We start from the raw sequence: 26,250 nt of genomic DNA on the forward strand, positions 1-26,250 counted from the left end.
TTGCCGGGCCCCTTTTCGTTGGCACGCCGGCGGCATGCGGCCTTCCCGACCGGCGATGCATTGCCTAATGGTTGCGTCATGACAGTGCGCAGAGGCCGTGGGGACGCGGCTTGATCCATATTTCCCAGGCATCCGCGGTCGTCGCGGGAGCGGTCCTCGCGCTGCTGCTGATCGGTGCCGTCTGGGCGCTGTATCTGGGCCTGCGTGCCCGCGCCGAGGCGATAGCGATCGCCGATGCCAATGCGCGTCTCTCCGCGCTGGTGAGCGGGTCGCCGGCCCAGGCGATGCTGGTCCGCGCCGACGGCCGGCTCGAGCTGCCGCGCCGGCTGGGCGACTGGCTCGGCTTCCGGGAATTGCCGCGCGAACTGGCCGAACTGAGCGGGGACGGGGGAGGGCTGCTGCCCGAGGATGCCGAGGCGCTGGGCGTGCGCGTTGCCGCCGCGCAGAAGGCGGGCAAGCCGTTCAGCCTTTCCGTGCGGGCATGCGGATCGGAACGTGCCCTGCTGGTGATCGGCGAGCGCGCCCCCCAGGCAGTCAACGCGCCGGGCGGCGTGGTGCTGTGGTTCCTCGATGCGACCGAGAGCCAGGCCGAGATCAATCGCCTGCAGCGCGAGGCCACGCGCCTGCGCGCCGCCTTCGATGCGCTCACCGCGCTGATCGAGGCCGCGCCGATGCCGATGTGGTATCGCGGCGGCGACCTGCGCCTGCTCATGGTCAACTCGGCCTATGTCGAGGCAGTCGAGGGCAAGGACGCCGAGGACGTGGTGGCGCGCGGGCTGGAACTGGTCGAGGGAGTCGGGCTGGGCGGGCCGCTCGCCAATGCCGCGATCGCGCGGGATACCGGCGAGCCGCAGACCGCGGCGATGCCGGCGACGATCGGCGGCAAGCGCCGGATGCTGCGCCTCCACGACGTGCCGCTTCCCACCGGCGGCGTCGCCGGCTTCGCGGTGGACATCGAGGAACTGGAGCAGGCGCGGGGCGGCCTGAAGCGGTTCGCCGCCGCCCAGCGCGCGATGCTCGACCGGATATCGGCCGGCGTGGCCCAGTTCGGCCCGGATCGCAGCCTCATCTTCTCGAACCAGCCCTTCCGCCGCATGTTCGCGGTGAAGAACGAGTGGCTCGCGGACCGGCCCGAATTCGATCGCGTGCTCGATCGGATGCGCGAGGCCAATCGCTTGCCCGAGGTCCGCGACTATCCGGCCTGGAAGGCGGAGCGGCGCGAATGGTTCGTCGCGCCCGATGCGGTCGAGGAGACGTGGAGCCTGGGAGCGACGCATCTGCGGGTCGTCGCCCAGCCGCTGCCCGAGGGCGGGCTGCTGCTGTTGTTCGAGGACCGGACCCAGCAGTTCGAGTTGCAGCGCGAGCATGGCGAGATGCAGCAGGTGCGAACCGCCACGCTGGAGAGCCTGGCCGAAGCGGTCGCGGTGTTCGGCAAGGGGCGGCTCCAGCTGTGGAACCGCAAGTTCCGCCAGGTCTGGGATTTCGAGGACGCTTTCCTCGACGGGCATCCGCAGGTGCAGCAGCTGGTCCGCGCGGCCGGCCCCCGGCTCGCCAAGTCGGCGCGTGCCGAAGTGATCGGCGACCTGATCCGCATGGCCGCGCAGGATCGCCAGTCGCGCGGATCCAGCATCGCCTTTGCCGATGGCAGGCATTTCGACATCACCGCGGTGCCCTTGCCCGACGGCAATGCCCTGGTGACGATGCTCGACACCACCGATCACCACCGCGCCGAGCGTGCGCTGCGCGATCGCAACGAGGCGCTGGAAGCGGCCGATCGGGTGAAGACCGCCTTCGTCGCGAACATGAGCTACGAGCTGCGCACCCCGCTCACGTCGATCAAGGGCTTTGCGGAGATGTTGCACGGCGGCTTTGCCGGCCCGCTGAGCGAGAGCGGCGGGGAATATGCCGAGGCGATCCTGGTCTCGGTCGAGCGGCTGGGCCTGCTGATCGACGACGTGCTCGACCTTACCCAGAGCGAGGGGGCGCCGCTGGAAAGAGCTCCGGTCGATATCGAGATCGCCGCGCAGAACGCCGCCGAGGCGGTGGCGCCGCTCGCCAAGGCCAAGGGGATCGAGCTGGTGGTCGAGGATGCCGGCAGCGCGGGCAGCATCACCGGCGATGCCCGGCGCATCCGGCAGGTGATCGAGCATCTCCTGCGCCATGCCGTGGCGGCGACGCCGGAGCAGGGGCGCGTCCTCCTGCATCTCGACGGCAACAAGCGAGTGGCGCGGGTGATCGTTTCCGACAATGGCCCGGGGATGAGCCGCGAGGCGGCGGCGGGTGCGTTCGATCGTTTCGCCCAGTTCGGCAACGCCCGGGGCGGCGAGCGGGCCACCGGGCTCGGCCTGCCGCTCGCCAGGCAGTTCGTCGAGGCGCATCGCGGCCGGATCGAGCTGATCTCGGAGCCGGGCGAGGGCACGCTGGTGACGGTGGAGCTGCCGCGGAAATAGCCAGTTCCCCTCCCTTCCAGGGGGGCGCAGGCCTAATCCCTCACCGGGCACTCCGGCGCGCCGGCGTTCGAATATTCCGGGGCGCTGTTCACGAGCCAGCCGCTCCGCTTCTCCTGTGTCTCGACGTCCGACGGGATCAGCGCCCATTCGCTGCGCGTGCACTGTTTCGACAGCGTGCCGTTCGGCCCGAACGGGCAATGGACCTTCACCGAGACGAAATAGCCGGCATCGCTGGTGGTGCCGCGATAGGTGAAGTCCACCGCGTCGCCCGTGTCCGTCCAGCTCGGCGAGCGATAATAGCAATGCTTGAAATGCGCGATGCGGGCGCCGAGCTGCTCGCGCGTGCTGCCCGCCGGTGCGGAGAGCACATAGGCGTCGAGCCCTTCGAGCGAGACATCGCCCATGAAATCCTGGCTGACGAAATAGAAGACGAAGAATAGCGGGACGAGGATCCGGTCGATCCGGCGGGCGGCGGGCGATCGCGCTTCCTCGTCCATTGCTGCCGATTCTCGCAGATATTCCTCAAGGAAGTGTTCAAGCCCGGCGCGGGTGATAAAGGAACGCCATGTTGTTGCGCTCGCCGGAAGAATCGCTCGAACTGGGCCGTCGCCTCGCCGGGCTGGCGCGCCCCGGCGACGTGATCGCGCTGTCGGGCCCGCTGGGCGCAGGCAAGACCAGCATCGCGCGCGGGCTGCTCGCCGCGCTCGGGCTGGAGGGCGAGGCGCCGTCGCCCAGCTTCGCCATCGTCCAGCCCTACGACCCACCGGAAGTGCGCTTCCCGGTGCTCCATGTCGATCTCTACCGGCTCGACGATCCGTCCGAAGCGGCGGAGCTGGGCCTCGACGATGCCCGAATCGATTCGCTGCTGATCGTCGAATGGCCCGAGCGGCTGGGGGCGGCGGCGTGGCACGATGCGCTGTGGCTGTCCCTGGATGTGGCACCGGACGGCGCGCGCGCCTTGACAGCGAAAGTGCCGGCGGCATGGAAGGACCGATGGTTCCCGACATGAATCCGCCCGCCGCGGCGCCCGACTTCCTCACAGCCGCCGGTTGGGGCGGCGCCGAGATCCGCCCGCTCGCCGGCGATGCCTCGTTCCGCCGCTATTTCCGCGTGGTGGAACATGATCGCACTGCGATCCTGATGGACGCGCCGCCGCCGCACGAGGATCCGCGCCCGTTCATCAATGTCGCGCGCTGGCTGACCGGCAACGGCTTTGCCGCGCCCGAGATCCTGCACGAGGACCTGACCGAGGGGCTGGTCCTGATCCAGGACTTCGGCGACGCCCGGATGCGCGAGACGGTCGATGCCGCGCCCGAGAGCGAACTGCGCCTCTACGAGGAAGCGATCGACCTGCTCATCCGCCTCGCCGCATATCCGGCGGCGGCCGAGCTGCGGCCCTACAGCCAGGCCGAGTATCAGCGTGAGGTCGCCCTGCTTCCCGAATGGTATTGCCCCGCGGTCGGCCTCGACGTCGATCTGGACGGGTATCGCGCCGCCTGGGATCAGGCGCTCGCGCCCGTCCTTATGGGTCACACCCCTGTCACGGTGCTGCGCGACTATCATGTCGAGAACATCATGCTGATCGACGGTAGCGCAGAGACCTTGGGCCTTCTCGACTTTCAGGACGCGCTGGCGGGCCATCCCGCCTATGACCTCGTCTCGCTGCTGCAGGACGCGCGCCGCGACGTGCCCGAGACGCTCGAGACCGCGATGCTCGATCGCTACAAGCGCATCACCGGCGCGGGCGCTGCGTTCGACGTTGCCTATCACGTGCTCGGCGCGCAGCGGAACGCCAAGATCGTGGGCATCTTCACGCGCCTTTGGAGGCGCGACGGCAAGCCGCGCTATCCGGGCCTGTGCCCGCGCGTCTGGACCTATCTCAACCGCGATCTCCAGCATCCGGCGCTGAAGCCCGTCGCCGACTGGTTCGAGGCCAATATCCCCGCCGACATGCGCGGCGATCCGCTCACCCTCGCCGGCGCATGAAACAGTCCGCCACCTATTCGCTGCGCCCCAATCCGGACGTGGCCATGCCGGAGACGGCAATGGTGATGGCCGCGGGCCTGGGCAAGCGCATGCGCCCGCTCACCGTGACGCGCCCCAAGCCGCTGGTGGAAGTCGCCGGCAAGCCGCTGCTCGACCATACGATGGACCATCTGCGCGACGCCGGCATCAAGCGCGCGGTGGTCAACGTCCATTACCTTGCCGACCAGGTCGAGGCGCATCTGAAGGCCCGAGCCGGCGATATCGAAGTGCTGATCTCGGACGAGCGCGCCCGGCTGATGGAGACCGGCGGCGGTATCGTCCAGGCGCGGGCGATGCTGGGCGACAAGCCCTTCTTCACGGTGAACAGCGACACGCTCTGGGTCGACGGGCCGATCGACGCGCTCCATGCGCTGGCGGCCGCCTGGAACGACGAGAAGATGGACGCGCTGCTGCTGCTGGTGCCGCTGGCGCGCGCGTTCAGCCATCGGGGGCAGGGCGATTTCCGCCTCGATCCGCTCGGCCGTATCACCGAGCGCCGCAAGCCGGGCCGCCTCGCGCCCTTCGTCTATGCCGGTGCCCAGATCCTCCACCCGCGCGCGATCCGCGACTGGCCGGAGGGGCCGTTCTCCACGAACCTGTTCTGGAACCGCGCGATGGAACAGGGGCGCTTGTGGGGCGTGGTCCATCAGGGGCTGTGGTTCGACGTCGGCACGCCGTCGGCGGTGAAGGAAGCCGAAGAGGTGCTGGCGGAGATGTGACGCGAAGCGTCATCCCCGCTTTCGCCGGGATGACGATTAAGTCTAATGCTCACCCAGCCCATGCCAGCCGCCCTCCGCCTCTACACCATTCCCCCGCATCGCGCCTTTGCCGACGCGCTGGCGAACGGGCTGATCCGGCGCTTCGGCGGCGACCCGATGGGCCTGGCCCGCGGCCTGGTCCTGCTTCCCAACAACCGTGCCAAGAAGGCGATCCAGGATGCCTTCGTCCGCGCCAGCGGCGGGGGTCTCCTGCTGCCGCGGCTCGTCGCGGTCGGCGATCCCGAGCTGGACGAAGCGGTGTTCGATGCCGCCGGCGATCCCGATCCCGTGCCGCCCGCGGTCCAGCCGCTGCAGCGCCAGCTGATCCTCGCCCGTCTCATCCAGCAGGCCGAGCCCCGCCACGACGCCGCCGAGGCCGTCCGCCTCGCCGGAGATCTCGCCGCCACGCTCGACCAGCTGCTCATCGAGGAAGTCCCGCCCCGCCGGCTCAAGGAGCTGGACCTGGGGCCCGAGCTTTCCGCCCATTGGGAGCGTTCGCTCAAGCTGTTCGAGATCGTCCTCGAACATTGGCCGAGGGAACTCGCCCGCCTGGGCCGTATCGACCTCGCCGACCGCCGCCGTCTGCTGATCGACAAGGTGGCGAAGCGCTGGAAGGCCGATCCTCCGGCAGGCTTCGTCTGCGCCGCCGGCATCACCGCCAGCGCGCCGGCCATCGCCCGGCTCCAGCGGGTGGTGGCGGAGCTGCCCAAGGGGATGGTGGTGCTTCCCGACCTCGCCATCGCGATCTCCGATGCCGAATGGGACATGCTCGGGCCCCATGCGCCCGACCCCGTCTCCGGCCGGCGCCGCCGCAACCTGGAGACCCACCCCCAATTCCATCTCAAGCTCCTGCTCGAGCGCATGGGCGTCCACCGCAGCGAGTTCGATCCCTGGCGTGCCGCCAGCGAGCATGATGCGGCGCCCTCGCGCAGCAAGGCGATCGCCTCGGCGATGCAGCCGCCGGAGCTGACCCATGGCTGGACCACGCTGCCCGAGCGCGAGCGCAGGCTCGACGGCGTCCGTGCCCTCGAAGTCGCCACGCCGGCGGAGGAGGCCCAGGCCATCGCCCTGGCGCTGCGCCAGACGCTGGAGACCCCGGGCCGCACCGCCGCGCTGGTCACGCCCGATCGCGCGCTCGCCCGCCGCGTCGCCGCGCATTGCGCGCGCTGGGGCATCGCGATCGACGATTCCGCCGGCCAGCCGCTCTCGATCCTCCCGCCGGGAACCTTGCTGCTCGCGCTCGCCGATGCCGCCGCCCAGCGCTTTGCCCCATTGCCGCTGCTCACCCTCCTCAAGCACCCGCTGGTAATGCCCGAGGCGCGGCCCGAATGGCTGGAGGGCGTTCGCTTGCTGGATCGCGCGCTGCGGGGGCCGCGCCCGGCGCCCGATCTTGCCGGCATCGATCGCCATCTGGCGGAGCAGGGGGGCAGGGACGGGCCGCTCCGCCAGGCCGCCCTGCGCTGGTGGCCGACGGCCCGCGTGCTGCTCGTTCCGCTCGAGGCCGCCTTTGGCGGGGGTGCCCAGCCGATCCCGGTGCTGCTCGCGGCGCTGCGCGAAGTCGCCCAGGCGCTGGGCGGCGACGGCCTGTGGAGCCGCGCCGAGGGCCGCGCCGCGGCGACTCTGCTCGACGATCTCGAGCGTGAGGCCGGGGACGGCCCGCGCCGCGCCGATCCGGACACGCTTGCGCCGATGCTGCGCACGCTGATGGACCAGATCGCCGTCCGCCCGCCGCAGGGCGGCCATCCGCGCCTCGCCATCCTCGGCCAGCTCGAAGCGCGGCTGCAGACCGCCGACCTGATGATCCTGTCGGGCCTCAACGAAGGCGTCTGGCCGGGCTTGCCCGCGCCCGATCCCTGGCTAGCCCCGCGCATCCGCGCCGAGCTGGGCCTGCCCGGCCTGGAGCGCCGCATCGGCCTGGCGGCGCACGACCTTGCCGGCGCGCTGGGTGCGCCGGAAGTGCTGCTCACGCGCGCGCGGCGCGACACCACCGCGCCGACCATCGCCTCGCGCTTCTGGCTCCGGCTCGAGGCGCTTGCCGGCGGCCTCGACCGGGCCCAGGATCTCGCCGCCTGGCTCCATGCGATCGATCGGCCCGACGCCCATGAACCTGCCGAGCGCCCCGAGCCGTCGCCCCCGGTCGCGGACCGCCCCAAGGCGATCTCGGTCACCGAAGTCGATCGCCTGAAAGCCGATCCCTATGCCTTCTACGCGCGCCGCATGCTGAAGCTCATGCCGCTCGATCCGGTCGATGCCGATCCCAGCGCGGCATGGCGGGGCACGGCGGTGCACGATGTTCTTCAGAAATGGTTCGAACTCGATGGCTGCGATCCGGCGAAGCTGCGCGCCCGTGCCGAGGCGATGCTGGTGGACGCGCGTACCCATCCGATGATGCGCGCGCTCTGGCAGCCGCGGCTGATGGAAGCGATCGACTGGATCGCCCGGCAGATCGCCGAGGATCCGGAGCGCAAGGTGCTCGCGGTCGAGCTCGACGGCAATATCGAGTTCGCTGGCGTGAAGCTGCGCGGCAAGTTCGACCGGATCGATCGCCTGCCCGATGGCGGCCTGGCGATCGTCGACTACAAGACCGGCCAGCCGCCCAGCACCCGCGCCGTCCGCGCCGGGTTCAGCCTCCAGCTCGGCCTGCTCGGGCTGATCGCCGAGCGGGGCGGTTTCGCCGATATCGAGGGCGTGGCGCGTGCCTTCGAATATTGGTCGCTCGCCCGCTCCCCGCGCTCCGGCGGCTTCGGCTATGTCGACAGCCCGGTCGACCCGAAGAAGAAGGAACCGATCCCCGTCGGGGAGTTCGTCGATATCGCCGCGCATCACTTCGCCGAGGCGGTGCGCGCCTGGCTGACCGGCGACCAGCCCTTCACCGCCAAGCTGGTGCCGGAATATGCGCCCTATGCCGAATATGACCAGCTGATGCGCCGCGACGAATGGTACGGACGCCGTGACTGAAGCCCGTCCCCTCCATCCGCTGAAGGGCAACCAGAGCCGGGCGAGCGATCCGGAGCGGCACGTCTGGCTGTCCGCCTCGGCCGGCACGGGCAAGACCCAGGTGCTCGCGGCGCGTGTCTGGCGCCTGTTGCTGCACGGCACCGATCCGGGCGCGATCCTCTGCCTCACCTTCACCAAGGCGGGTGCCGCCGAAATGTCGGAGCGGATCACGAGCCGCCTCGCCCGATGGGTGCGCATCGACGAGGGGAGCCTGCGCGCCGATCTTGCCGCGCTTGGCGAGACCGCGACGCCGCAGATGATCGGCAAGGCCCGCCAGCTCTTCGCCAAGGTGCTCGATGCGCCCGGCGGCGGCATCCGCATCCAGACGATCCACAGCTTCTGCCAGTCGCTGCTCGCCGCTTTTCCGATGGAGGCGGGGCTGGTCCCCGGCTTCCGTCCGCTCGACCAGCGCGAGGAAGCGGTGCTGGCGCGCGAGGCGTTGGCCGAGATGCTGGTCGATGCCGAGCGCGAGGGGCGCGGCTGGATCGTCGACGCGGTGGGTGCGCTGTCGCTGCGGCTGGGCGAGGGCAAGGCCGAGGCCTTCCTCAAGGCCTGTGCCAGGGAAGGCGAGGCGCTGGCCGAGCTGCCGATCCTGATCCAGCCTTTCCTGCGCGAGGCGCTTGGCCTGCCCGGGGGCGATGTGGACGCCGAGATCGCCCGGCGCTGTGCCGATGGAGTGTTCGATCTGGGAAGCTTGCGCGCCCTCACGGTGATGAACGCCGACTGGGGCACCGCGCGGGGCCTGGAACGGGCCGACATCGCCGCGGCCTGGCTGTCCAGATCCCCCGAGGCGCGCGCCGCAAGCCTCGCCGACCTCCATTCGATCTGGGCCACGGCCAAGGGCGAGCCGCGTTCCTTCGGCAAGGGCCAGGCGCCGCAGGACCCGGCGTATGCCGATCATGCGATGCGGCTGTTCGAAAGCTGCGCGGAACTGCTCGGCATGAAGACCCAGGCCGCCTATGCGGACCTGCTTGCTTCGGGCCTCGAGGCCGGCCGAGTCTATGCCGAGACCTATGCACGGGCCAAGCGCCGGCTCGGCGCGGTCGATTTCAACGACCTGATCCACCGCACCGTCGCCCTGCTCGCCGAGCCCGGCATGGGCGAATGGGTGCGCTTCAAGCTCGATTCCGCGACCGAGCATGTCCTGATCGACGAGGCGCAGGACACCAATCCCCAGCAATGGGCGATCGTCAGCGCGATCGCCGACGAGTTCTTCGTCGGCGAGGGTGCACGCGCGGAGACGGTCCGCACCCTGTTCACCGTCGGCGACTACAAGCAGGCGATCTTCGGCTTCCAGGGCACCGACCCGATCTTCTTCCGTGCCGCCTTCGAGCGCTTTCTGGCAAAGTCGCGCATCCACCCCGATCCGGACTTCGACATGGCGCCGCGCGAAGTGGAGGAGCTGTCGCTCACCCACAGCTTCCGCTCGACCCGGCCGGTGCTCGAATTCGTCGACGCCGCGATCGGTGCGCTGCCGATGCCGGGCATGGGCGAGCTTTCCGATGTCGAGCCGCATGCCAGCGAAGTGCCCGGGCCGGGCACCGTGACGCTGTGGCCGCCGGTCACCGAAGGCGGCAGCGAGGCCGATGAGGAGGCGTGGGTGAGCGATGCCACCCGCAAGCTCGCCGGCGACATCGCCCGGGCGATCAAGGGCTGGATCGGCACGCTCGACCTGGAGAGCAAGGGCCGCAAGCTGGCGCCCGAGGATGTGATGATCCTGGTCAAGCGCCGCGGCGAGCTGGCCTCGCTGATCGTCGCGCGCCTCTATGCCGAGGATGTGCCGGTGGCGGGCGTCGATCGGCTGCGGCTGAACGCGCCGCTGGCGGTGCAGGACCTGCTTGCCGCCATCCGTTTCGCGCTCCAGCCCGAGGACGATCTGTCGCTGGCGTCGCTGCTGGTCTCGCCGCTGATCGGCTGGAGCCAGGAAGCGCTGATGGATGCTGCCGTCCGCGAGCGTGGCGGGCTCTGGCGGCACCTGCGCAACACCCAGCCTCCGGAGCGCCTCGCGCCGCTATACGCGCTGCTCGCCCGGGCCGATATCGCCACGCCCTATCGCTTTCTGGAGGAACTGCTTTCCGGCCCGCTCGACGGCCGCCGCAAGCTGCTCCGCCGCCTGGGCGAGGAAGCCCGCGATCCGATCGAGGAACTGCTCAACGCGGCGCTCAACTTCGAGAAGCTGGCGACGCCGTCGCTGCAGCGCTTCCTCGACTGGTTCGATCGCGGCGACGTCGAGATCGTCCGCGACGCGGCCCAGCCCCAGGCGGCGGTGCGCGTGATGACCGCGCATGGCGCCAAGGGCCTCCAGGCGCCCCTGGTCATCCTTGCCGACGCCACGGTCGATCCGACCCGCTCCCCCCGCGACTTCCTGCATTGGGAACCGTCCACAGCGCCCGGAAAGCTGCCCATCTTCCGGCCCCGTGCCGCTGAGCGCGGCGTGCTGGGGCCGGTCCTCGAACATGCCGATGCGCGCGAACTCAGCGAGCATTGGCGCCTGTTCTACGTGGCTGCCACCCGCGCCGAGGAACGGCTGGTCGTGGCCGGCGCCCTGGGGCCCCAGGCCAAGGGCGTTCCTCCCCAGAAGAGCTGGTACGCCGCCAGCGCCGCCGCACTCGACGCCCTGGGCGTGGCCGAGGGGGAGATCCGCGAGTTCAAGGGATCGCAGCCCCAGGCGCCGCTTCCCGCCCGGCCTGGACCGGCACAGGGGCCCGTTGCGGCGGTGGCGCTTCCCGAATGGGCACGCCGCCCCGCGCCCGAAGAAGCCCGCCCGCCGCGCCCGCTCGCGCCCTCCGCGCTGGGCGATGACGCGGTCGCCGACCCGCCGCCCACGCCCGCGCTGCGGGCCGCCGCCGAGCGCGGCCGGCTCCTGCATGCGCTGTTCGAGCGATTGCCGTCGGTTGGCGCGGACGAACGCGCTTCCGCCGCCGAGCGCTGGCTGGCCGGGGCGGGGGGCATCACCGATCCCGCCCTGCGCGCCGAGCTCGTCGCCGCGGCCCTGGCGGTCACCGAGGATCCGCGTTTTGCCGAGCTGTTCGGGCCCGCGTCCCTGGGCGAGGCGCCCATCGCCGCGGTGCTGGGGGACGGGCTGGTCGTCTCGGGCACGGTCGACCGGCTGGTGGTCACGGCCGGCCATGTCCGGGTGATCGACTTCAAGACCGGCCGCCGCGCGCCCGCGTCGCTGGACGAGATTCCGCCCTATCATCTCCGGCAGATGGCGGCCTATGTCGCGGCGCTGGCGGTGATCTTCCCGGCGCGCACGATCGAGGCGGGGCTGCTCTATGCGGCAGGGCCGGTGCTCCATCTCCTGCCGGCCGATCTGCTCTCGGCGCACAAGCCGGGCTTCACGGATATGGAGCAAAGCTTGGGCTTGCGCGCTTGACCCTGCGAGGTGCCATCATAGATTAGCGGCCAACATCGTATCAGGAGTTTGACCATGGCCACCAAGGCGACAACCGACGCCAGCTTTTCCGCAGACGTTCTCGAGGCCGACAAGCCCGTGCTCGTCGATTTCTGGGCGGAATGGTGCGGGCCGTGCAAGATCATCGCCCCGGCGCTCGAGGAACTGGCCGAGGAACTGGCCGACAGGGTCGAGATCATCAAGATCGACATCGACGAGAATCCCGACGCGCCGACCAAGTACGGCGTGCGCGGCATTCCCACCATGATCCTGTTCAAGGACGGCCAGCCGGCGGCGACCCAGGTGGGCGCGATGCCGAAGAGCGCGATCAAGCAGTGGGTCGAGCGCTCGCTGACTGCGGGCGCATCCACCGCCGCCTGAGAGCCCGGCGCCATATTCTCCACCATCATCCCCGCGCAGGCGGGGATGACGGGGTTTGGCGATTGAGGCCCCGGATCATGGCGGCGCGGCAGTGTCGTGGGGCTTGCGCCCCGCCATGCTCAGCTGCGGTAATCCGCGTTGATCGAGATGTAGCCGTGCGTCAGGTCGCAGGTCCACACGGTGGCGCGGCCCTCGCCGAGACCCAGTTCGACGCCGATCTCGATCTCGCGGCCCTTGAGGTGCGCGGCGACCGGCGCCTCGTCATAGCCTTCCACCGCCAGGCCGTCGCGCGCCACCTGGGTGGTGCCGAAGCGGATGGCGAGCCGGTCGCGTTCGGCGGGTTCGCCGGCCTTGCCCACCGCCATCACCACGCGCCCCCAATTGGCGTCCTCGCCGGCGATCGCGGTCTTCACCAGCGGCGAATTGGCGATCGACATGGCGATGCGGTGCGCGCTGGCATCGCTTTCCGCGCCCTCTACGGTGATCTCGATCAGCTTCTGCGCGCCTTCGCCGTCGCGGACGACGAGCAGGGCGAGCTGGTGGCACAGGTCCTGGAGCGCGGCGCGGAACGCATCGGCGCCGTCATCCCCGTCGCCCGCCAGCACCGTATTGCCCGCGCTGCCGGTGGCGAAGGCGAGCACGGTGTCGCTGGTCGAGGTATCGCCGTCCACGGTGATGCACGAGAAAGTCTTGCGGTTGGCATCGCCCAGCGCGGCCTGCAAGAAGGCCGGATCGACCGCGGCATCGGTGAAGACGAAGCCGAGCATCGTCGCCATGTCTGGCGCGATCATGCCCGATCCCTTGATGATGCCGATCAGATTGACGGTCTTGCCCCCGACCACGGCGCGCGTGACCGCGCCCTTGGCGAAGGTATCGGTGGTCATGATCGTGGCGGCGGCGTCTTCCCAGCTGCAGGGTGCGGCGCCGAAGACATTGTCGAGGCCGGCTTCGGCCTTGTCGATCGGCAGCGGCACGCCGATCACGCCGGTGGAAGCGACGAATATGTCGGAGGGCAGGCAGCCTAGGTGCGCGGCGGCGCGGGCGGCGATCGCCTCCACCGCGGCACGGCCGCGATTGCCGGTGAAGGCGTTGGAATTGCCCGCATTCACCACAAGCGCGCGCGCCTCGCCCAGCGGCAGCGCCTTGCGGCACCATTCCACCTCGGGCGAGGGGCATTTGCTGCCCGTAAGCACGCCCGCCACCGCCGTTCCCGGCACCAGCTCGATGAAGGTCAGGTCGCAGCGATCCCAGTTCTTGTATCGCGCCCGGGCGACGCGCGCGGTGACGCCGGGGATGGCCGGCAGGGCCGGGAAGGGAAGCGCGAGCGGGGAGCGTTCGATGGACATGCGAGGACCTGTTGCTGAGCTGGCGCCCGCTTCGGGCAAGCAGGGGGAAAGATCAAATGCTTTCGGCTCCAGGCTGCGGAGCTGCAGCGCGGAGCCGGGCACGGGCGACGCCGCGCCCCGATGCCATTGCCTGCGAGCGGACGACAGCGAAGATCGCCATGCCGGATCTCTCCGCCCAGATCCGCCCGAGGCCGGACGGCCGGATGGTCATCCTGGGGGGCGAGGCGACGAAATAGCCCGGGGCCGGATCGGTCGTTGCGGCCCGATGGACATCGGCGGCGCCGGTGATAGCAATGCGTCAGTCGCCGAATACATGAAAGGCATCCGATGATTCTCGCTACCCTCCTGGCCCTTGCCGGACAGACGGCGCCGGTCGCGCCGGCCCCCATCATGACGATCACCGTGCAGAAGCTGCCCGCGAGCTACACCAAGGCGCCGGTGGTCCATCTCGACTTCGACAAGCAGGGCGCGGTCTCGGCCTGCACCGTCGAACAGTCGAGCGGCAGTGCGGGCATCGACAAGGTGGCCTGCCAGCAGGTGCAGACGCTCAAATTGCCGGCCGAGAGCGGCAAGGCGCCGGAATCGCGCTCGGCTTCGGTGGATTTCGTCGCGGGCGGTGCCACGGCGCAATGATCCGCGCGGGCCGGGGCAGGCTTTGCCCCGGCCCGTTCCGGCCCGCGACAGGCGGATACTCGCTTTCGATTGGACGAAGGCGATCGGAATTACTATGTCGCCGAAAGCGTGCCCCATGATCTTGGGGCGCCGGAACATTTGCGAGCTTCGTTTCTTGGAATTGCTGCTTCTCCTCACTGCCTTTCTCGCGAGCCTGACCGGTGCCGGTTCGGCCGATCGCGGCGGACTTCGGCAGATGCAGGGCGTGGCGGTGGTCCAGGCCGCCCAGGCGGCGCAGGCGGCGGTGCTTCCGGCCCGTCGCGCGGCGCCCGCGCTCCCCGTGCCGCTGCTGCGGCCTGAACGGGTTCTTCCGCTCGCGGCCGTGCGGAACGCGCCCGCCGCCCTGCGCCTGCCCTTCGAGCGCCGGCTCGAATGAGCTTCCTCGCGGCCCGCTGAACCCGGCGGCCGTTCTTTCCGTTTTCGCATTCAAGCGGGCGCCGGCCGCAGCGGCGCGCCCGTCCGACCACCCTAGACATAGACTGGAAAATCCATGCTCGGCGGTTTTGCCAAGACCCTCTTCGGCTCCTCGAACGATCGCTATGTGAAGTCGCTCGGCAGCATCGTGAACAAGATCAACGGCTTCGAGCCGACGATCTCGGCGATGAGCGACGAGGAGCTTTCGAGCCAGACGGTGAAGTTCCGCGAGCGGCTCGCGAATGGCGAGAAGCTCGACGCGCTGCTCCCGGAGGCCTTCGCCACGGTGCGCGAGGCCGCCAAGCGCGTGCTCGGCCAGCGCCACTATGACGTGCAGATGGTGGGCGGCATCGTGCTCCACCGCGGCGAGATCGCCGAGATGCGCACCGGCGAGGGCAAGACGCTGGTCGCGACGCTGGCGACCTATCTCAACGCGCTGCCGGGCGACGGCGTCCATGTCGTCACCGTCAACGACTATCTCGCCAAGCGCGACGCGGAGTGGATGGGCCAGGTCTACAAGTTCCTGGGCCTCACCGTCGGCGTGATCGTGCCCAATCTCTCCGACCATGAGCGCCGCGAGGCCTATGGCTCGGACATCACCTATGGCACGAACAACGAGTTCGGCTTCGACTATCTGCGCGACAACATGAAGTACGAGCGCGTCTCGATGACGCAGCGCCCGTTCAACTTCGCGATCGTCGACGAGGTCGACTCGATCCTGATCGACGAGGCCCGCACGCCGCTGATCATCTCCGGCCCGACCGACGACAAGTCCGAACTCTATATGGGCGTGGACGCGGTGGTGAAGCAGCTGTCGCCCGAGGATTATGAGAAGGACGAGAAGCAGCGCACCATCGTGCTGACCGAGGACGGCACCGAGAAGGTCGAGCGCATGCTCGAGGGCGCCGGACTGCTCCAGGGCGCCAATCTCTATGATTTCGAGAATACCCAGGTCGTCCACCACCTGAACCAGGCGCTGCGCGCGAACGTGATGTTCAAGCGCGACATCGACTATATCGTGAAGGACGACAAGGTCGTCATCATCGACGAGTTCACCGGCCGCATGATGGACGGCCGGCGCTGGTCGGACGGCCTGCACCAGGCGGTGGAGGCCAAGGAAGGCGTCAACATCGAGCCGGAGAACCAGACGCTCGCCTCGATCACCTTCCAGAACTATTTCCGCATGTACCCCAAGCTCTCGGGCATGACCGGCACCGCGGCGACCGAGGCGCCCGAATTCTTCGACATCTACAAGATGAACGTCGTCACCATCCCGACCAACCTGCCGGTGCAGCGCGTCGACGAGGAGGACGAGTTCTACAAGACGCTCGACGAGAAGTTCGCGGCGATCGCCAAGAAGATCAAGGAACACGCCGTCAAGGGCCAGCCGGTGCTGGTCGGCACCGTCTCGATCGAGAAGAGCGAGATGCTCTCCGAGTTCCTGACCAAGGAAGGCGTGGAGCACAGCGTGCTCAACGCGCGCCAGCACGAGCATGAAGCGCATATCGTGGCGCAGGCGGGCCGGCTGGGCGCGGTGACCATTGCCACCAACATGGCCGGCCGCGGCACCGACATCCAGCTGGGCGGCAACCTCGAGTTCCGCACCCATGACGAACTGGCCGAGATGGAGGACGGCCCCGCCAAGGACGCCGCGATCGAGCAGATCAAGGCCGAGATCGCGGCGGAGAAGCAGAAGGTGAAGGAAGCCGGCGGCCTGTTCGTGCTCGGCACCGAGCGCCATGAGAGCCGCCGCATCGACAACCAGCTGCGCGGCCGCTCGGGCCGCCAGGGCGATCCGGGCCTGAGCCGCTTCTACCTGTCGCTGGACGACGACCTGCTGCGCATCTTCGGCTCGAACACCTTGTTCGCCAAGATGATGCGCAACAACATCGCCGATGGCGAGGCGATCGGCTCGAAGTGGCTGAGCAAGGCGATCGAGACCGCGCAGCGCAAGGTCGAGGCGCGCAACTACGACATCCGCAAGCAGGTCGTCGAATATGACGACGTGATGAACGACCAGCGCAAGGTGATCTACGAGCAGCGCGCGGACATCATGGACGCCGATACGGTGGGCGACGTCGTCACCGACATGCGCGCCGAGACGGTGAACGCCATCGTCGGCGAATATTGCCCGCACGGCTCCTATCCCGAGCAGTGGAAGGTAGAGGAGCTCAAGGAGAAGGTACTGAGCACCCTCAACGTCGACGCGCCGGTCGAGCAGTGGATCAGCGACGAGGCGCAGATCGAGCCGGAGATGGTCGAGGAGCGCATCCGCGAGGCCGCGGACAAGCTCGTCGAGGCCAAGGCCGTCGATCTGGAGCCGGAGACCTGGAGCCAGATCGAGAAGTCGATCCTGCTGCAGAATCTGGATCATCACTGGAAGGAGCATCTCGCGATGCTCGACGCGCTGCGCCAGGTCGTCCACCTGCGCGCCTATGCCCAGAAGACGCCGATCAACGAGTATAAGCACGAGGCGTTCGCGATGTTCGAGCGCATGCTCGGCCAGATCCGCGAGGACGTGACCCGCACGCTCGCCTTCGCCCAGTTCCGGATGGAGCCGGCGCCGCAGCTGCCCGAGCTTCCCGACTTCCTGACCACCCATATCGACCCGCTGACCGGCGAGGACGATACCTATGACTATGATGGCGGCGCGGCCGGGCTGATCACCACCCGCCTGCCGCAGATGGGCATTCCCCAGCCTTCGGCCGAGGATCTCGGCACCGATCCGGCGCAGTGGGAAGGGCTGGTCAGCCGCAACGCGCCGTGCCCCTGCGGCTCGGGCCGCAAGTACAAGCACTGCCACGGCCAGGTGGCGTAAGGGCCAAAAAATCCTCCCTCGCTCGAAGAGCGGGGGAGGGGGATCGCCGGCAGGGGCGATGGTGGAGGAGGAACCGCCCTCCACATTCCATTTTCGCCTGGGGCCAGGGGCCCTCCGCCATTTGCCGGGCAAATGGCCCTCCTCCCCCGTTTCGCGAGGGAGGAGTTTCTCGGCCTATTTCGTGGTCGGCATCTGGATCGACGGACCCAGGCGGCTGACCACTTCGTGCGCATCGAAGGCACGCAGGTTGTCGGAGGGCTTGGGGCCCTTGCCCATCACCACTTCGGCCATCGCCTCATATTGCGTGACGGTGCGATAGTCCCAGTCGCGGTCGCGCCAGAAGGGATCGTCGAAGAACGGATCCCAGCTGCGCCAGCCCCAGCGCGGGCCGCGATAGAAGCGCCAGGACGGGCTCCAATAGCCCCAGGGCCCGGGACCCCAGGCACCCGGCTCGCGCACGATATCGGTCTTCTTCTCGGTATCGCGGTCGGACAGGATGAAGTGATCGAAGCCCTGCTGGAGCGTCAGCTCGGCGGCACGATAGAGCAGGTAACGCTCGACCGTCTCGCGCGAGGTGAGGCTGTTGCCGGAGAAGCTGATGCGGAAGCGATTGCTTTCGATCTGCGTGTCCGAATAGCCGTTGCGGACAGCGGTGCCGTTGCCGGTGGCAGGCTGATAGGGGGTCGCGGTCATACAGGCGGACAGCGAGATGCTGCCGGCGAGGATGAGAGCAAGCGCTGCGAACCGGGGGCGCTTGGGAGTTCTCAACATGGTTCCTCCGAAGTTAAAGTCTGGGCACTGCTATGACGGAACGAACGCGTGCCGGCAGGGATGTGTCCACGATGGAGCGTGGCATATCCGCGATTGACGGAGGCTGAACAACCCATGCCAAATCACGCCAGGCGTTCGGGAACTTCCATCGCGTCCTCGGCGAGCGTGTCGCGAGGCGCCATGGCTTCCCAGGGGAAGACGAACCAGTCCTTGTCGACCGAGCGATCGATCCTGCGGGAGCGATAGTCGACCTGCTGCGAGGAGCGGAGATTGTCGAGCAGCACGGCGAAGCGGATGCGGCTGGCGATCGCGCCTTCGCCGGCAAGCGCGTTGCGGATCTCGCCGATCGTCTTGCCGCTGTCGTTGATGTCCTCGACGAACAGCAGCCGGTCGCCGTCGCGCGTCCGCCGGGCGAGCACCGAGACCAACTCCTCGCCGAACTGGGCGATCCTGGTCGAATGGTCGATCGAGACGAGCGGCAGGCCCATGCGGTGCGACAGGAACACCGCCGGCGTCAGCCCGCCGCGGCCGACGCCGACCAGCAGCGTCGGGTTCCAGGCTTCGGCGGCGGCGGCGATGGCGTGGACGCCCGCCACCATCTCCGCATGGGTGAAATGGGTGAAGACGATGCTCAAGCGTGTTCCTCCGCATAGGCGTCGACCCGCGCAAGATGCACGGCGACTTCGTCGTCGGAAAGAAAGGAGCCCAGGAAACTGTTCCGCGCCAGCGTCACCAGGTCGCGGCGGCTGAGGTCGCGGCCCCGGGCGATCGCCCGGTAATTGTCGGCGACATAGCCGCCGAAATAGGCGGGATCGTCCGAATTGACCGTGGCGCGCAGGCCCAGTTGCAGCATCCGGTCGATCGGGTGTGCGTCGACCGAGGCGACGTTGCACAGCTTGACGTTGGAAAGCGGGCAGACGGTGAGCGTCATCGAGGAGCGGGCGAGGCGCGCGACCAGCGCCGAATCCTCGAGGCTGCGATTGCCATGGTCGAGCCGGTCGATCGCCAACAGGTCGAGCGCCTCGGCGACATATTCGGGCGGCCCTTCCTCGCCGGCATGGGCGACGCGCTTGAGCCCCATCGCGGCGGCCGCGGCGAAGACGCGCTCGAACTTGGCGGGGGGATGGCCGAGCTCGGACGAATCCAGGCCGACGCCGGCGATCCGGTCGAGCCAGGGCTGGGCCTGGGTCAGCGTCTTGAAGGCATCCTCCTCGTCCAGGTGGCGCAGGAAGCAGAGGATCAGCTTGGAAGTGATCCCGAGCCGTGCCTCGGCCGCCTCCATGCCGGCGAGCAGCCCGTTGGCGACCACTCCGAACGGAATGCCCCGATGGGTGTGCGTCTGCGGATCGAAGAAGATCTCGGCATGGACGACCCCGTCCTGCGCCACCCGCTCGAAATAGGCGAGGGCGAGGTCGTGGAAATCCTCCTTGGTGCGCAGCACGTCGGCGCCGGCATAATAGATGTCGAGGAAATCCTGGAGGTTCGAGAATTCATAGGCGGCCCGCACTTCCTCCACCGAGGCAAAGGGAATGGCGACGCCGTTGCGCCGGGCAAAGGCGAACATCTGCTCGGGCTCCAGGCTGCCTTCGATGTGCAGGTGAAGTTCCGCCTTGGGCAGTCCGGCGATGAACGTGTCGAGGTCGTGCATCGCCGGAACATCGCAGGCGGGGCACGGAGTCGCAAGGGGAGTGGTGTGGGCTCCTTGCAATGTAGGATTTCTAATGTTCTCCATTTGTTCTGATTAAGTGGAGAAAAGATATGGTTGACGTGCCAACAATCGCACAACTTGCCGGTCGTGCGAACGGCGAGGGTGCGGAGATGATCGGTTTCGCACAGGTCGAAGAAGGTGCCGCATCGAGTGACGTGGCGACCGAGCTGCGCCATTTCGTTCGTCCCGAGCAATATGGCGCGATCGGCGACGGCGTGGCTGACGACACCGGGGCAGTGCAGGCGGCGATCGATGCAGCGGCGGACTGGCCGCATGCCGGCCGCGCGCGCGCGGTGCTGCTTTCGACCTATTATCGTACCACCGCCACGCTGCTGAAGCGGCCCTATGTGTCAATCATCGGAATTGGGCTGGCACGATCGGGGATCGTGCCGGAGATGAGTTCCGGGCCGGCAATCGACTGCGGCGGCGTGATCGACACCAGTATCCAGTATGACGATCTGCGCAACTTCGGAATCAAGGGCGATGGCGCGACTGGCGCTGCCTATGCGCTTCGGCTGGAGGGGCAGAAGCACGGCAGGCTAGAGCGCATGGGCGTGTTGAATTTCGCCCACACCAGCGAGCATGCGCTGCAGATCGTTGGAGGCTGCTACGCTATCGTGCTCGACCAGTGCTATTTCTTCAACAACGCCAAGCATCAGAAGATCGCGGCGACCGATCCGATCGAACACGAATTCCCTACCACCATCCTGCACCGCGCCTGCGTCTATGAAGACACGCCTCCCTCAACGGCGGAAGCGATCTTGGTGGAGGATGCCGTTGAGTGCAGTTGGGACAAGGACTGCATCTTCCAGTCGAATAGGCAGAAATATCTTTTCTCGGTTACTGCCGGCACCACGCGGACCGCAACCCAGGCCCATGTCTGGGATGGCTGCTATATCGAAGGGAATGGCAATGCGCAGAGCGATGCGCAGACCTGGCACTTCGTGGGCAGCGTGGGCAATCCGCTGACTGGCTGCCGGATCGTGCATCCGCGCATCCATGGCACCGCTCCACGCGGCCGGCATATCCATGCCGCCCATACCGACCTGCTCAATGTTCAGGCGCATGCCGAGTATCAGGGCTGGCTCCATGATGGTGGCAATAACAGCCGGTACGATATCGATGCGCGCTATGTTGGCACATGCGACTTGCAGACCCATGCCTATTCGAGATCGCGTGCGACCTTCACCGGCGGGGAGACGGTTACCTATGCGCAGGGAGTTCAGGAGTTCACCGTGGTCAAGCAGGCGACCGGCCTATTCGACGTCAACCTGTCTCGTGCGTTCACCAGCGCGGTCGAGGCCGCGGTTGACGTGATCGGCGCGCGTGACGCGAACGGCAATCCGCTACAGGCGGCCGCGTATATGGATGGTGTCAATATCATCAAGGTGCGTATCTATGACGTCACCGGAAGCAGCTTGGTCGATCCGGCGCGTGTCGAGATTGCCGTGCAGGGGCAGTTGATGGGCATCATGGAGTAGGAAGACGGAACCGTGATGCTCCGGCGTTTCGGGCCCCTTCGCCAATTCGCTTTTACAACGGCGTCGGCACCCCGATCGCCTGCGGGCCGGCCGGAACGGCGTCCCCATCTTCCACCAGGGGCGGGGCGGGCGGGGAATCCTCGCTCGCCGAGCGGCGCCACGCGCTGGGCGACATGCCGAATTCGGAAGTGAACCAGCGCGTGAACGCGGCGGGCGAGGCATAGCCCAGCATCTCGCCGATCGCGGCGAGCGGCTGGACGTTGTTGAGCAGGTGGCGGACCACCAACTCGCGGCGTATTCCGTTCAGCACCGCGCTGAAGCCGGCGCCTTCGGCCTCCAGCCTGCGCTGGAGCGTGCGCGGCGAGACGCCGATGTGGCGCGCGACTTTCTCGATGGAGGCGTTGCCGGACGCGAGCAGGATGAAGAGCGCCCGGCGCGTCCGCTCGACTTCGGTGAGCGGGGGCGCCGCAGGCAGCTGCGTCTCGAAATAGCGGTTCGCATAGGCGGCAATGTTGGAACGATAGCCCGGGTTGCGGGCGCGCAGCGTCTCGCGACCATAGACGACGCCATTCGCGTCGCTGCCGAAGCGCACCGGGCAGCCGAGCACCCGGTGGTGCACTTCCAGCGAGCGGGGAGCGGCATGCATGAAATGCAGGCATTCCGGTTTCCATGCGCTGCCCCCGATCTCGATGAAGACGCGCGAAAGCATTGCGCTCACCGCTTCATGGGCCTGGCGCGGCGCGAAATCGATATTGCTGACGATCTGGGTCCGCACCAGCGCAGCGTCGCCCTCGATCTCGAGGCTGAAGGTGAGCAGGTCGCTCAGCAGATGCTGGTAGCGGATCAGCATGCGGAGGGCATCGTCCAGCGTCTCCTGCTGCTGGAGGACCAGGCTCAACGGGCCGAGCGAGGAAAGGTCGCGCCGCTCGGCGATCAGCATGGCGAAGTGCGGACAGTTGGCTTCCATCGCCGAGCGTTCGAGGATCGAGGCGATCACGCCGCGGGGAAGCCGTTCCTCGGGATTGCGGAGCTGCGACGGGCTGACGCCGATGTCGGCGAGAATGCGATAGGGATCCAGGCCAACTTCCAGGGCGACCGGGACATAGTCCATCAACATGGCCGCACGCCCCGAAGTCATGCCGGACCCTCCCCATGCCCGGCGTGCATCCCGGACATTCCAATTCTTATGCAGGGTGACGTGAACTGCCAAGTGGTTGGCGTGAAATGCAAAGCAGCCTGACGCAACTCGTCCTAATGAATCCACGAATACCGGTTTCCAGGGGCAGGAAATCGGAAGCACGGAGAAGTAAATGGGGTTCGACGGGGCATCGATGGCCAGGCGCGGCGCCGGCGCCGACGCATATGCGTTGCGCGAGGCGCTCGATTCGGTGCGGTTTCCGGCGAATGATTCGCCGGGCGATCCCTGTGCGCCGGGCGATCCCGCGGCGCGCGCGCGGCTGACCGCGATGAGTGCGATGGCGGCGGCGATGGCGCACGAGCTGAGCCAGCCGCTGACTGCCGCGAGCAACTATATGCTGGGCTGCGCCGCGGTACTGCGCGAGCGGATCCAGGGGCTGGAGCAACTGCTCGGCTTCATCGAGGATGCCGCGGCCCAGACCGCGCGTGCCTCGGACATCGTGCTGCGCATGCGCAGCTTCGTGAAGACCGGCCGGATCGACGCGCGGCCGGAATGCCTGATCGAAATGCTCGACGCCGTGCGCCCGCGCCTGTCGTGCCTGAATGATATCGAAGTGGCGCACAGCTTCGCGCCGGGCTCCACTTGCGTGCTGGGGGATCGCATCCAGATCGAGATGGTGCTCTCCAACCTTCTGCTCAACGCGGCCCAGGCGATGTGGGACAGCCCGGCCCGGCGGATCGCGATCACGAGCTGGGCCGAGGGCCCCCGCGTCCGCATCCGCGTGGCGGATACCGGCCCCGGCGTGCCTCCGGGTGTCCGCGCGCATCTGTTCGAGCCGATGGTGAGCACCAAGCCGGGCGGCACCGGCCTCGGCCTCGCCATCTCGCAGACCATCGTCGATGCGCATGGCGGCACGCTGACGCTCGAGCCGTCCGAACCCGGCGAGGGTGCCGTCTTCGTCCTCGCCCTGCCGCGGAGCCCCGACTTCATCTGATCCTTTCCCCCGAGGCCCGTCCCCCACGGGCCCGCCGCCCCGCCCGTTCCCCCAACGGGCGGGGCGTTTCGCAACCGGCGTTCCATGGGGCGCTGCTCCGGGTAGCCCGATCTCAGGTTCCAATCGAAGCGTGTTCCGTCGCGCATTTTGCGTCGTCGGTAGTGATGCGCCATCTGAACCCGTCCGGATCGTGGAGATCGATCGCGACCGGCCCGTTGCCGGACGGGGCCAATGCCACGGCAACGGCGGTGCCGTCGTCGGGCTCGATCAGCCTGACCTGCCAGGTGGCATCGTCCGGCGCATAGGGGTCGCGGATGCCGAAATGCCCCGGCGCGACCTCGATGGTGTCGATCGCGTCGAACCCCAGCGCCAGCCCTCTGCCCAGCGCCTTGGCATAGGCTTCCTTCGCCACCCAGCGTGCCAGCAGATAGCGTCGCCGGCGTTCTCCGGTGGCGAGGCAATGATATTGGGCGAGTTCGGCCGGCGAGAGCATCACCGGCGCGAGCAGGGGGTCGTCGCCGCCGAGCCGGTCCTCGAGATCGATGCCCAGGCCGGCACCGCAATCATGGCCGATTGCCAGCGCAATAGTGTCGCGTCCATGGGCGAAGGCGATCGCGATTCCCGGCGGTGCGTTGCGCAAGGTCGCTCGGCCGTTGCAATCGATGCCGACACTCCAGCTTGCGCTCGCCGGCCCGAATTGCGCGCGCAGCAGGCGTGCCAGCCAGGCGCGGCTGAGCAGCTGGGTGTCGCGCGCTTCGGGCGAGCGGATTTCCTCCAGCCGCGCGCGTGCGGCGGCATCCAGCTCCGCGAACTCGGCCCTTGGATCGCGATGTCCTCCTTCGCGCGGCACCAGCCATAGGGTGACCGTGCCGGATGGCCCCTGGGTTGCCTGCATCAGTTCGCCTCCACCGCAAAGGCCGGCGCGATCCGCAGCCAGTGCCAGTCGATACCAAGGGGTTCGCCCATCGCGTCGAATGCGATGGTGCCGAGGCAGGTGGGCCAACGCCGAATGCGCAGCACTTCGGCCACCGCGGCGGGGTCGGGCCCCACGCGTTCCACCGCTCCCGCCAATATCTCGATGGCCGCGCGGCTGGTGAGCGCATAGGCGCCGCCGCTCGGCGCCGGATCGGCGGCTTGGCCGAGCGCCGCCACCCGCAGGTCCGATATGCCCGGGCGGATCGCGTCGAGCAGATGGGGCGTGCGGCAGTCGTCGCTCAGCAGCACGCGCGGGTGCGATGCCAGCCGTGGCAACAGCGCGGCCGCGAATGCATGGCGCCCGATCACCGCCACCGGCCCGCGCGGGAGCGGGGGGATCTCCGCGGGGTTGTCGGCATCGATGCGCAGGGGGGCGCGTCCGGCTGCGCGCAACAGATCCTCGATCGCATCGCCAAGGCTCTTGCCATGGGCGATGCGCTGCGTGACCAGCACCGGGCGTTCCTCGGCGGCGACCAGTTCCTCGGCGAACAGCCTGGCCTGGCGCAGATCATGCGCGCACAGCCGGAAGCAATGCGGCATCGCTCCGGTCAGCGCGGGATGCGTCGCGCCGGGTGCCAGCAGCACCGCGCCGGCCCGGGCATAAAGGGGCGCCGCGGCGAGCGCCGATGCGCTGTTGAAATGTCCGACGAGCAGTCGCACGCCGTGCGCGTTCATGGCCCGCGCGGCTGCCGCGCCGCCCTCGGCACTCGCCCCATCGTCCAGCCACAGATAGCCGAGCCCGGGGAAGTCGTCGGCCAGCAAAATTGCCGCCCGGAGCAGGTCGGCGCCGTGCGGGCCGGTGTCGACCGCGAGGCCGATGGAGGTGCGCCCCGGCCCAGGCTGCGGCAAGCGGGAGAGCAGGGCCGCCCATTCCGGATCGGGCGACCTCATGCGAGAGCCTCCACTTGGCCGTGGGCATGCTGCCAGATCAGATCGGCCACCAGCGGTGCCAGCTTGAAGCCGCCGCCATTGCAGCCGGCGACGACCCAGGCCCGCTGGTCGGTGCCCTTTACGGGCTCGAGGATGCGGGCGCCGTCGGCCGTGCGGGCATAGCGGCATCGCGCCTGGCGTACGAACCGCCATTCGATCGTGCGAAAGGTCTCGGTGATCCGCTCGGACAGCGCGTCGATGTCGAACACGCCCCCCGGCACGGCAAGATTGCTGGCGGCGAGCTTGAGCATGGTGCCGGCCACCGGCGGCGCGGCCCACAGGTCGTCGTGCGGACCGAAATCGACGAGCAGGGGCGCGCGCTCCCAGGCACGCGGCGCGGAGAAATAGAACATCGTCTGGTCGACACCGGCAAGGCGCGGCGCCAGCATCCGCAGCATCTCGCCGGTTCCGGCGCCCGCCGCGATGATGGTCAGGTCGGGCTCGAAGCGTTCGCCATGGCCCAGGCGGAAACGTCCCTCGCGGATCTCTTCCTCCAGGATCGGCCGATGGGGCAGGAGACGACAGCCGAGCCCGTCGATCAGCCGGACCATGTCGGTGACGATGCGATCGGCCAGCAGCACGCCGGCACGGGGCGTCCATAGTCCGCCGCTCTCCGGATGGCGGCGCAACCCCGGCACCAGTGCCGCCAGGCTGGCGCTGCCCACGCGCTGACAGGGCCATCCGGCGGCGCCCAGGAAGATCGAGCGCGCTTCTATGCGATTGCCGAGCAGGCCCCCGGTCTGGCGGTAATGGCTGTGGCCGAGCCGTGACCAGAGCTCCGCCCAGCCGCCCAGCGCCCTTTCGATGGCATGGACGTCGGCCTCGGATTCCGCGCCCAGCGGATGGATCAGCCGGTGCTGGTCCCAGGACGCCGCCGCCGGATTGGGCAAGGGGCCGGCGTCCGCCAGCGTCACCTCCCAACCGGCGCGAAGGAAGCGCCACGCGGTCCACAGGCCGTTGATGCCAGCCCCCACGACGAGAAGGCTGGGCCCGCGCAT

The 26,250-nt window shown here is 68.6% G+C and carries 21 protein-coding genes; 12 read left to right on the forward strand and 9 right to left on the reverse strand.

Going from position 1 to position 26,250, the window contains the following annotated elements; all coding sequences use genetic code 11:
- Window positions 1-110 precede the first annotated feature (110 nt).
- On the forward strand, window positions 111-2,450 hold the full coding sequence (locus CAP40_RS09765; RefSeq protein ID WP_086129172.1) for a HAMP domain-containing sensor histidine kinase: 2,340 nt from the start codon (window positions 111-113) through the stop codon (window positions 2,448-2,450).
- A 32-nt stretch (window positions 2,451-2,482) separates the two neighbouring features.
- Here CAP40_RS09765 and CAP40_RS09770 read toward each other — a convergent pair whose 3' ends face one another.
- Window positions 2,483-2,947, reverse strand: a complete 465-nt coding sequence (locus CAP40_RS09770; protein ID WP_086129174.1) for a hypothetical protein — start codon at window positions 2,945-2,947, stop codon at window positions 2,483-2,485.
- Between the two features lie 68 nt (window positions 2,948-3,015).
- On the opposite strand from CAP40_RS09770, the gene tsaE reads away from it, so the two are divergent.
- From tsaE to trxA, 6 genes are read left to right on the forward strand one after another with little or no spacing between them, the layout of a single operon-like run.
- The gene (tsaE, locus tag CAP40_RS09775) at window positions 3,016-3,459 is read left to right on the forward strand and encodes a tRNA (adenosine(37)-N6)-threonylcarbamoyltransferase complex ATPase subunit type 1 TsaE (protein ID WP_086129177.1); all 444 of its coding nucleotides are present in this window, start codon (window positions 3,016-3,018) and stop codon (window positions 3,457-3,459) included.
- Window positions 3,456-4,436 carry an aminoglycoside phosphotransferase family protein gene (locus CAP40_RS09780; RefSeq protein WP_086129178.1) on the forward strand — a complete coding sequence of 327 codons (981 nt, stop codon included), beginning with the start codon at window positions 3,456-3,458 and terminating at the stop codon, window positions 4,434-4,436. Before tsaE ends, CAP40_RS09780 begins: the two co-directional genes overlap by 4 nt.
- A complete protein-coding gene (locus tag CAP40_RS09785) occupies window positions 4,433-5,194 on the forward strand; it encodes a nucleotidyltransferase family protein (RefSeq protein ID WP_086129180.1) in 762 nt (253 codons plus the stop codon). Before CAP40_RS09780 ends, CAP40_RS09785 begins: the two co-directional genes overlap by 4 nt.
- Before the next feature lie 60 nt (window positions 5,195-5,254).
- A complete protein-coding gene (gene addB, locus CAP40_RS09790) occupies window positions 5,255-8,191 on the forward strand; it encodes a double-strand break repair protein AddB (RefSeq protein ID WP_086129421.1) in 2,937 nt (978 codons plus the stop codon).
- On the forward strand, window positions 8,184-11,606 hold the full coding sequence (gene addA, locus CAP40_RS09795) for a double-strand break repair helicase AddA (RefSeq protein ID WP_086129182.1): 3,423 nt from the start codon (window positions 8,184-8,186) through the stop codon (window positions 11,604-11,606). Before addB ends, addA begins: the two co-directional genes overlap by 8 nt.
- A 54-nt stretch (window positions 11,607-11,660) precedes the next feature.
- On the forward strand, window positions 11,661-12,005 hold the full coding sequence (gene trxA, locus CAP40_RS09800; RefSeq protein ID WP_086129183.1) for a thioredoxin: 345 nt from the start codon (window positions 11,661-11,663) through the stop codon (window positions 12,003-12,005).
- Window positions 12,006-12,124: 119 nt separating this feature from the next.
- Here the strand turns inward: trxA and argJ are convergent, their stop codons facing one another.
- Complete coding sequence (gene argJ, locus CAP40_RS09805) at window positions 12,125-13,351, reverse strand: bifunctional glutamate N-acetyltransferase/amino-acid acetyltransferase ArgJ (protein ID WP_086129185.1); 1,227 nt, start codon at window positions 13,349-13,351, stop codon at window positions 12,125-12,127.
- Window positions 13,352-13,678: 327 nt separating this feature from the next.
- On the opposite strand from argJ, the gene CAP40_RS09810 reads away from it, so the two are divergent.
- From CAP40_RS09810 to secA, 3 genes are all read left to right on the forward strand, one after another.
- The gene (locus CAP40_RS09810; RefSeq protein WP_086129187.1) at window positions 13,679-13,984 is read left to right on the forward strand and encodes an energy transducer TonB; all 306 of its coding nucleotides are present in this window, start codon (window positions 13,679-13,681) and stop codon (window positions 13,982-13,984) included.
- A 154-nt stretch (window positions 13,985-14,138) separates the two neighbouring features.
- Window positions 14,139-14,399 carry a hypothetical protein gene (locus CAP40_RS09815; RefSeq protein ID WP_086129422.1) on the forward strand — a complete coding sequence of 87 codons (261 nt, stop codon included), beginning with the start codon at window positions 14,139-14,141 and terminating at the stop codon, window positions 14,397-14,399.
- A 114-nt stretch (window positions 14,400-14,513) separates the two neighbouring features.
- Window positions 14,514-17,255 (forward strand): preprotein translocase subunit SecA, encoded by a 2,742-nt coding sequence (gene secA, locus CAP40_RS09820; protein ID WP_086129189.1) that lies wholly within the window; start codon window positions 14,514-14,516, stop codon window positions 17,253-17,255.
- A gap of 174 nt (window positions 17,256-17,429) precedes the next feature.
- Here secA and CAP40_RS09825 read toward each other — a convergent pair whose 3' ends face one another.
- The 3 genes from CAP40_RS09825 to CAP40_RS09835 form a co-directional block, all read right to left on the reverse strand.
- A complete protein-coding gene (locus CAP40_RS09825; RefSeq protein WP_086129191.1) occupies window positions 17,430-18,026 on the reverse strand; it encodes a hypothetical protein in 597 nt (198 codons plus the stop codon).
- Window positions 18,027-18,148: 122 nt separating this feature from the next.
- On the reverse strand, window positions 18,149-18,661 hold the full coding sequence (locus CAP40_RS09830) for a phosphoribosyltransferase (RefSeq protein ID WP_256924114.1): 513 nt from the start codon (window positions 18,659-18,661) through the stop codon (window positions 18,149-18,151).
- Window positions 18,658-19,674 carry an adenosine deaminase gene (locus tag CAP40_RS09835; protein WP_086129194.1) on the reverse strand — a complete coding sequence of 339 codons (1,017 nt, stop codon included), beginning with the start codon at window positions 19,672-19,674 and terminating at the stop codon, window positions 18,658-18,660. The genes CAP40_RS09830 and CAP40_RS09835 overlap by 4 nt, the downstream gene beginning before the upstream one ends.
- A gap of 110 nt (window positions 19,675-19,784) precedes the next feature.
- On the opposite strand from CAP40_RS09835, the gene CAP40_RS09840 reads away from it, so the two are divergent.
- Window positions 19,785-21,215 (forward strand): hypothetical protein, encoded by a 1,431-nt coding sequence (locus CAP40_RS09840; RefSeq protein ID WP_144034302.1) that lies wholly within the window; start codon window positions 19,785-19,787, stop codon window positions 21,213-21,215.
- Window positions 21,216-21,267: 52 nt separating this feature from the next.
- Here the strand turns inward: CAP40_RS09840 and CAP40_RS09845 are convergent, their stop codons facing one another.
- Window positions 21,268-22,353, reverse strand: coding sequence for an AraC family transcriptional regulator (locus CAP40_RS09845; RefSeq protein ID WP_086129198.1), 1,086 nt, complete (start codon window positions 22,351-22,353; stop codon window positions 21,268-21,270).
- A gap of 172 nt (window positions 22,354-22,525) precedes the next feature.
- On the opposite strand from CAP40_RS09845, the gene CAP40_RS09850 reads away from it, so the two are divergent.
- Entirely contained in the window at window positions 22,526-23,347 is an 822-nt protein-coding gene (locus CAP40_RS09850) for a sensor histidine kinase (RefSeq protein ID WP_086129200.1), read from the forward strand.
- Window positions 23,348-23,459: 112 nt separating this feature from the next.
- On the opposite strand, the gene CAP40_RS09855 is transcribed toward CAP40_RS09850, so the two are convergent.
- From CAP40_RS09855 to CAP40_RS09865, 3 genes are read right to left on the reverse strand one after another with little or no spacing between them, the layout of a single operon-like run.
- On the reverse strand, window positions 23,460-24,242 hold the full coding sequence (locus CAP40_RS09855; RefSeq protein ID WP_086129201.1) for a 4'-phosphopantetheinyl transferase superfamily protein: 783 nt from the start codon (window positions 24,240-24,242) through the stop codon (window positions 23,460-23,462).
- On the reverse strand, window positions 24,242-25,213 hold the full coding sequence (locus CAP40_RS09860) for an ABC transporter substrate-binding protein (protein WP_086129203.1): 972 nt from the start codon (window positions 25,211-25,213) through the stop codon (window positions 24,242-24,244). The genes CAP40_RS09855 and CAP40_RS09860 overlap by 1 nt, the downstream gene beginning before the upstream one ends.
- On the reverse strand, window positions 25,210-26,250 hold the full coding sequence (locus CAP40_RS09865; RefSeq protein WP_086129205.1) for an FAD-binding oxidoreductase: 1,041 nt from the start codon (window positions 26,248-26,250) through the stop codon (window positions 25,210-25,212). The genes CAP40_RS09860 and CAP40_RS09865 overlap by 4 nt, the downstream gene beginning before the upstream one ends.

This window comes from Sphingomonas sp. IBVSS2 (assembly GCF_002127225.1).
In the GTDB taxonomy this organism is placed as follows: Bacteria; Pseudomonadota; Alphaproteobacteria; order Sphingomonadales; family Sphingomonadaceae; genus Sphingomonas.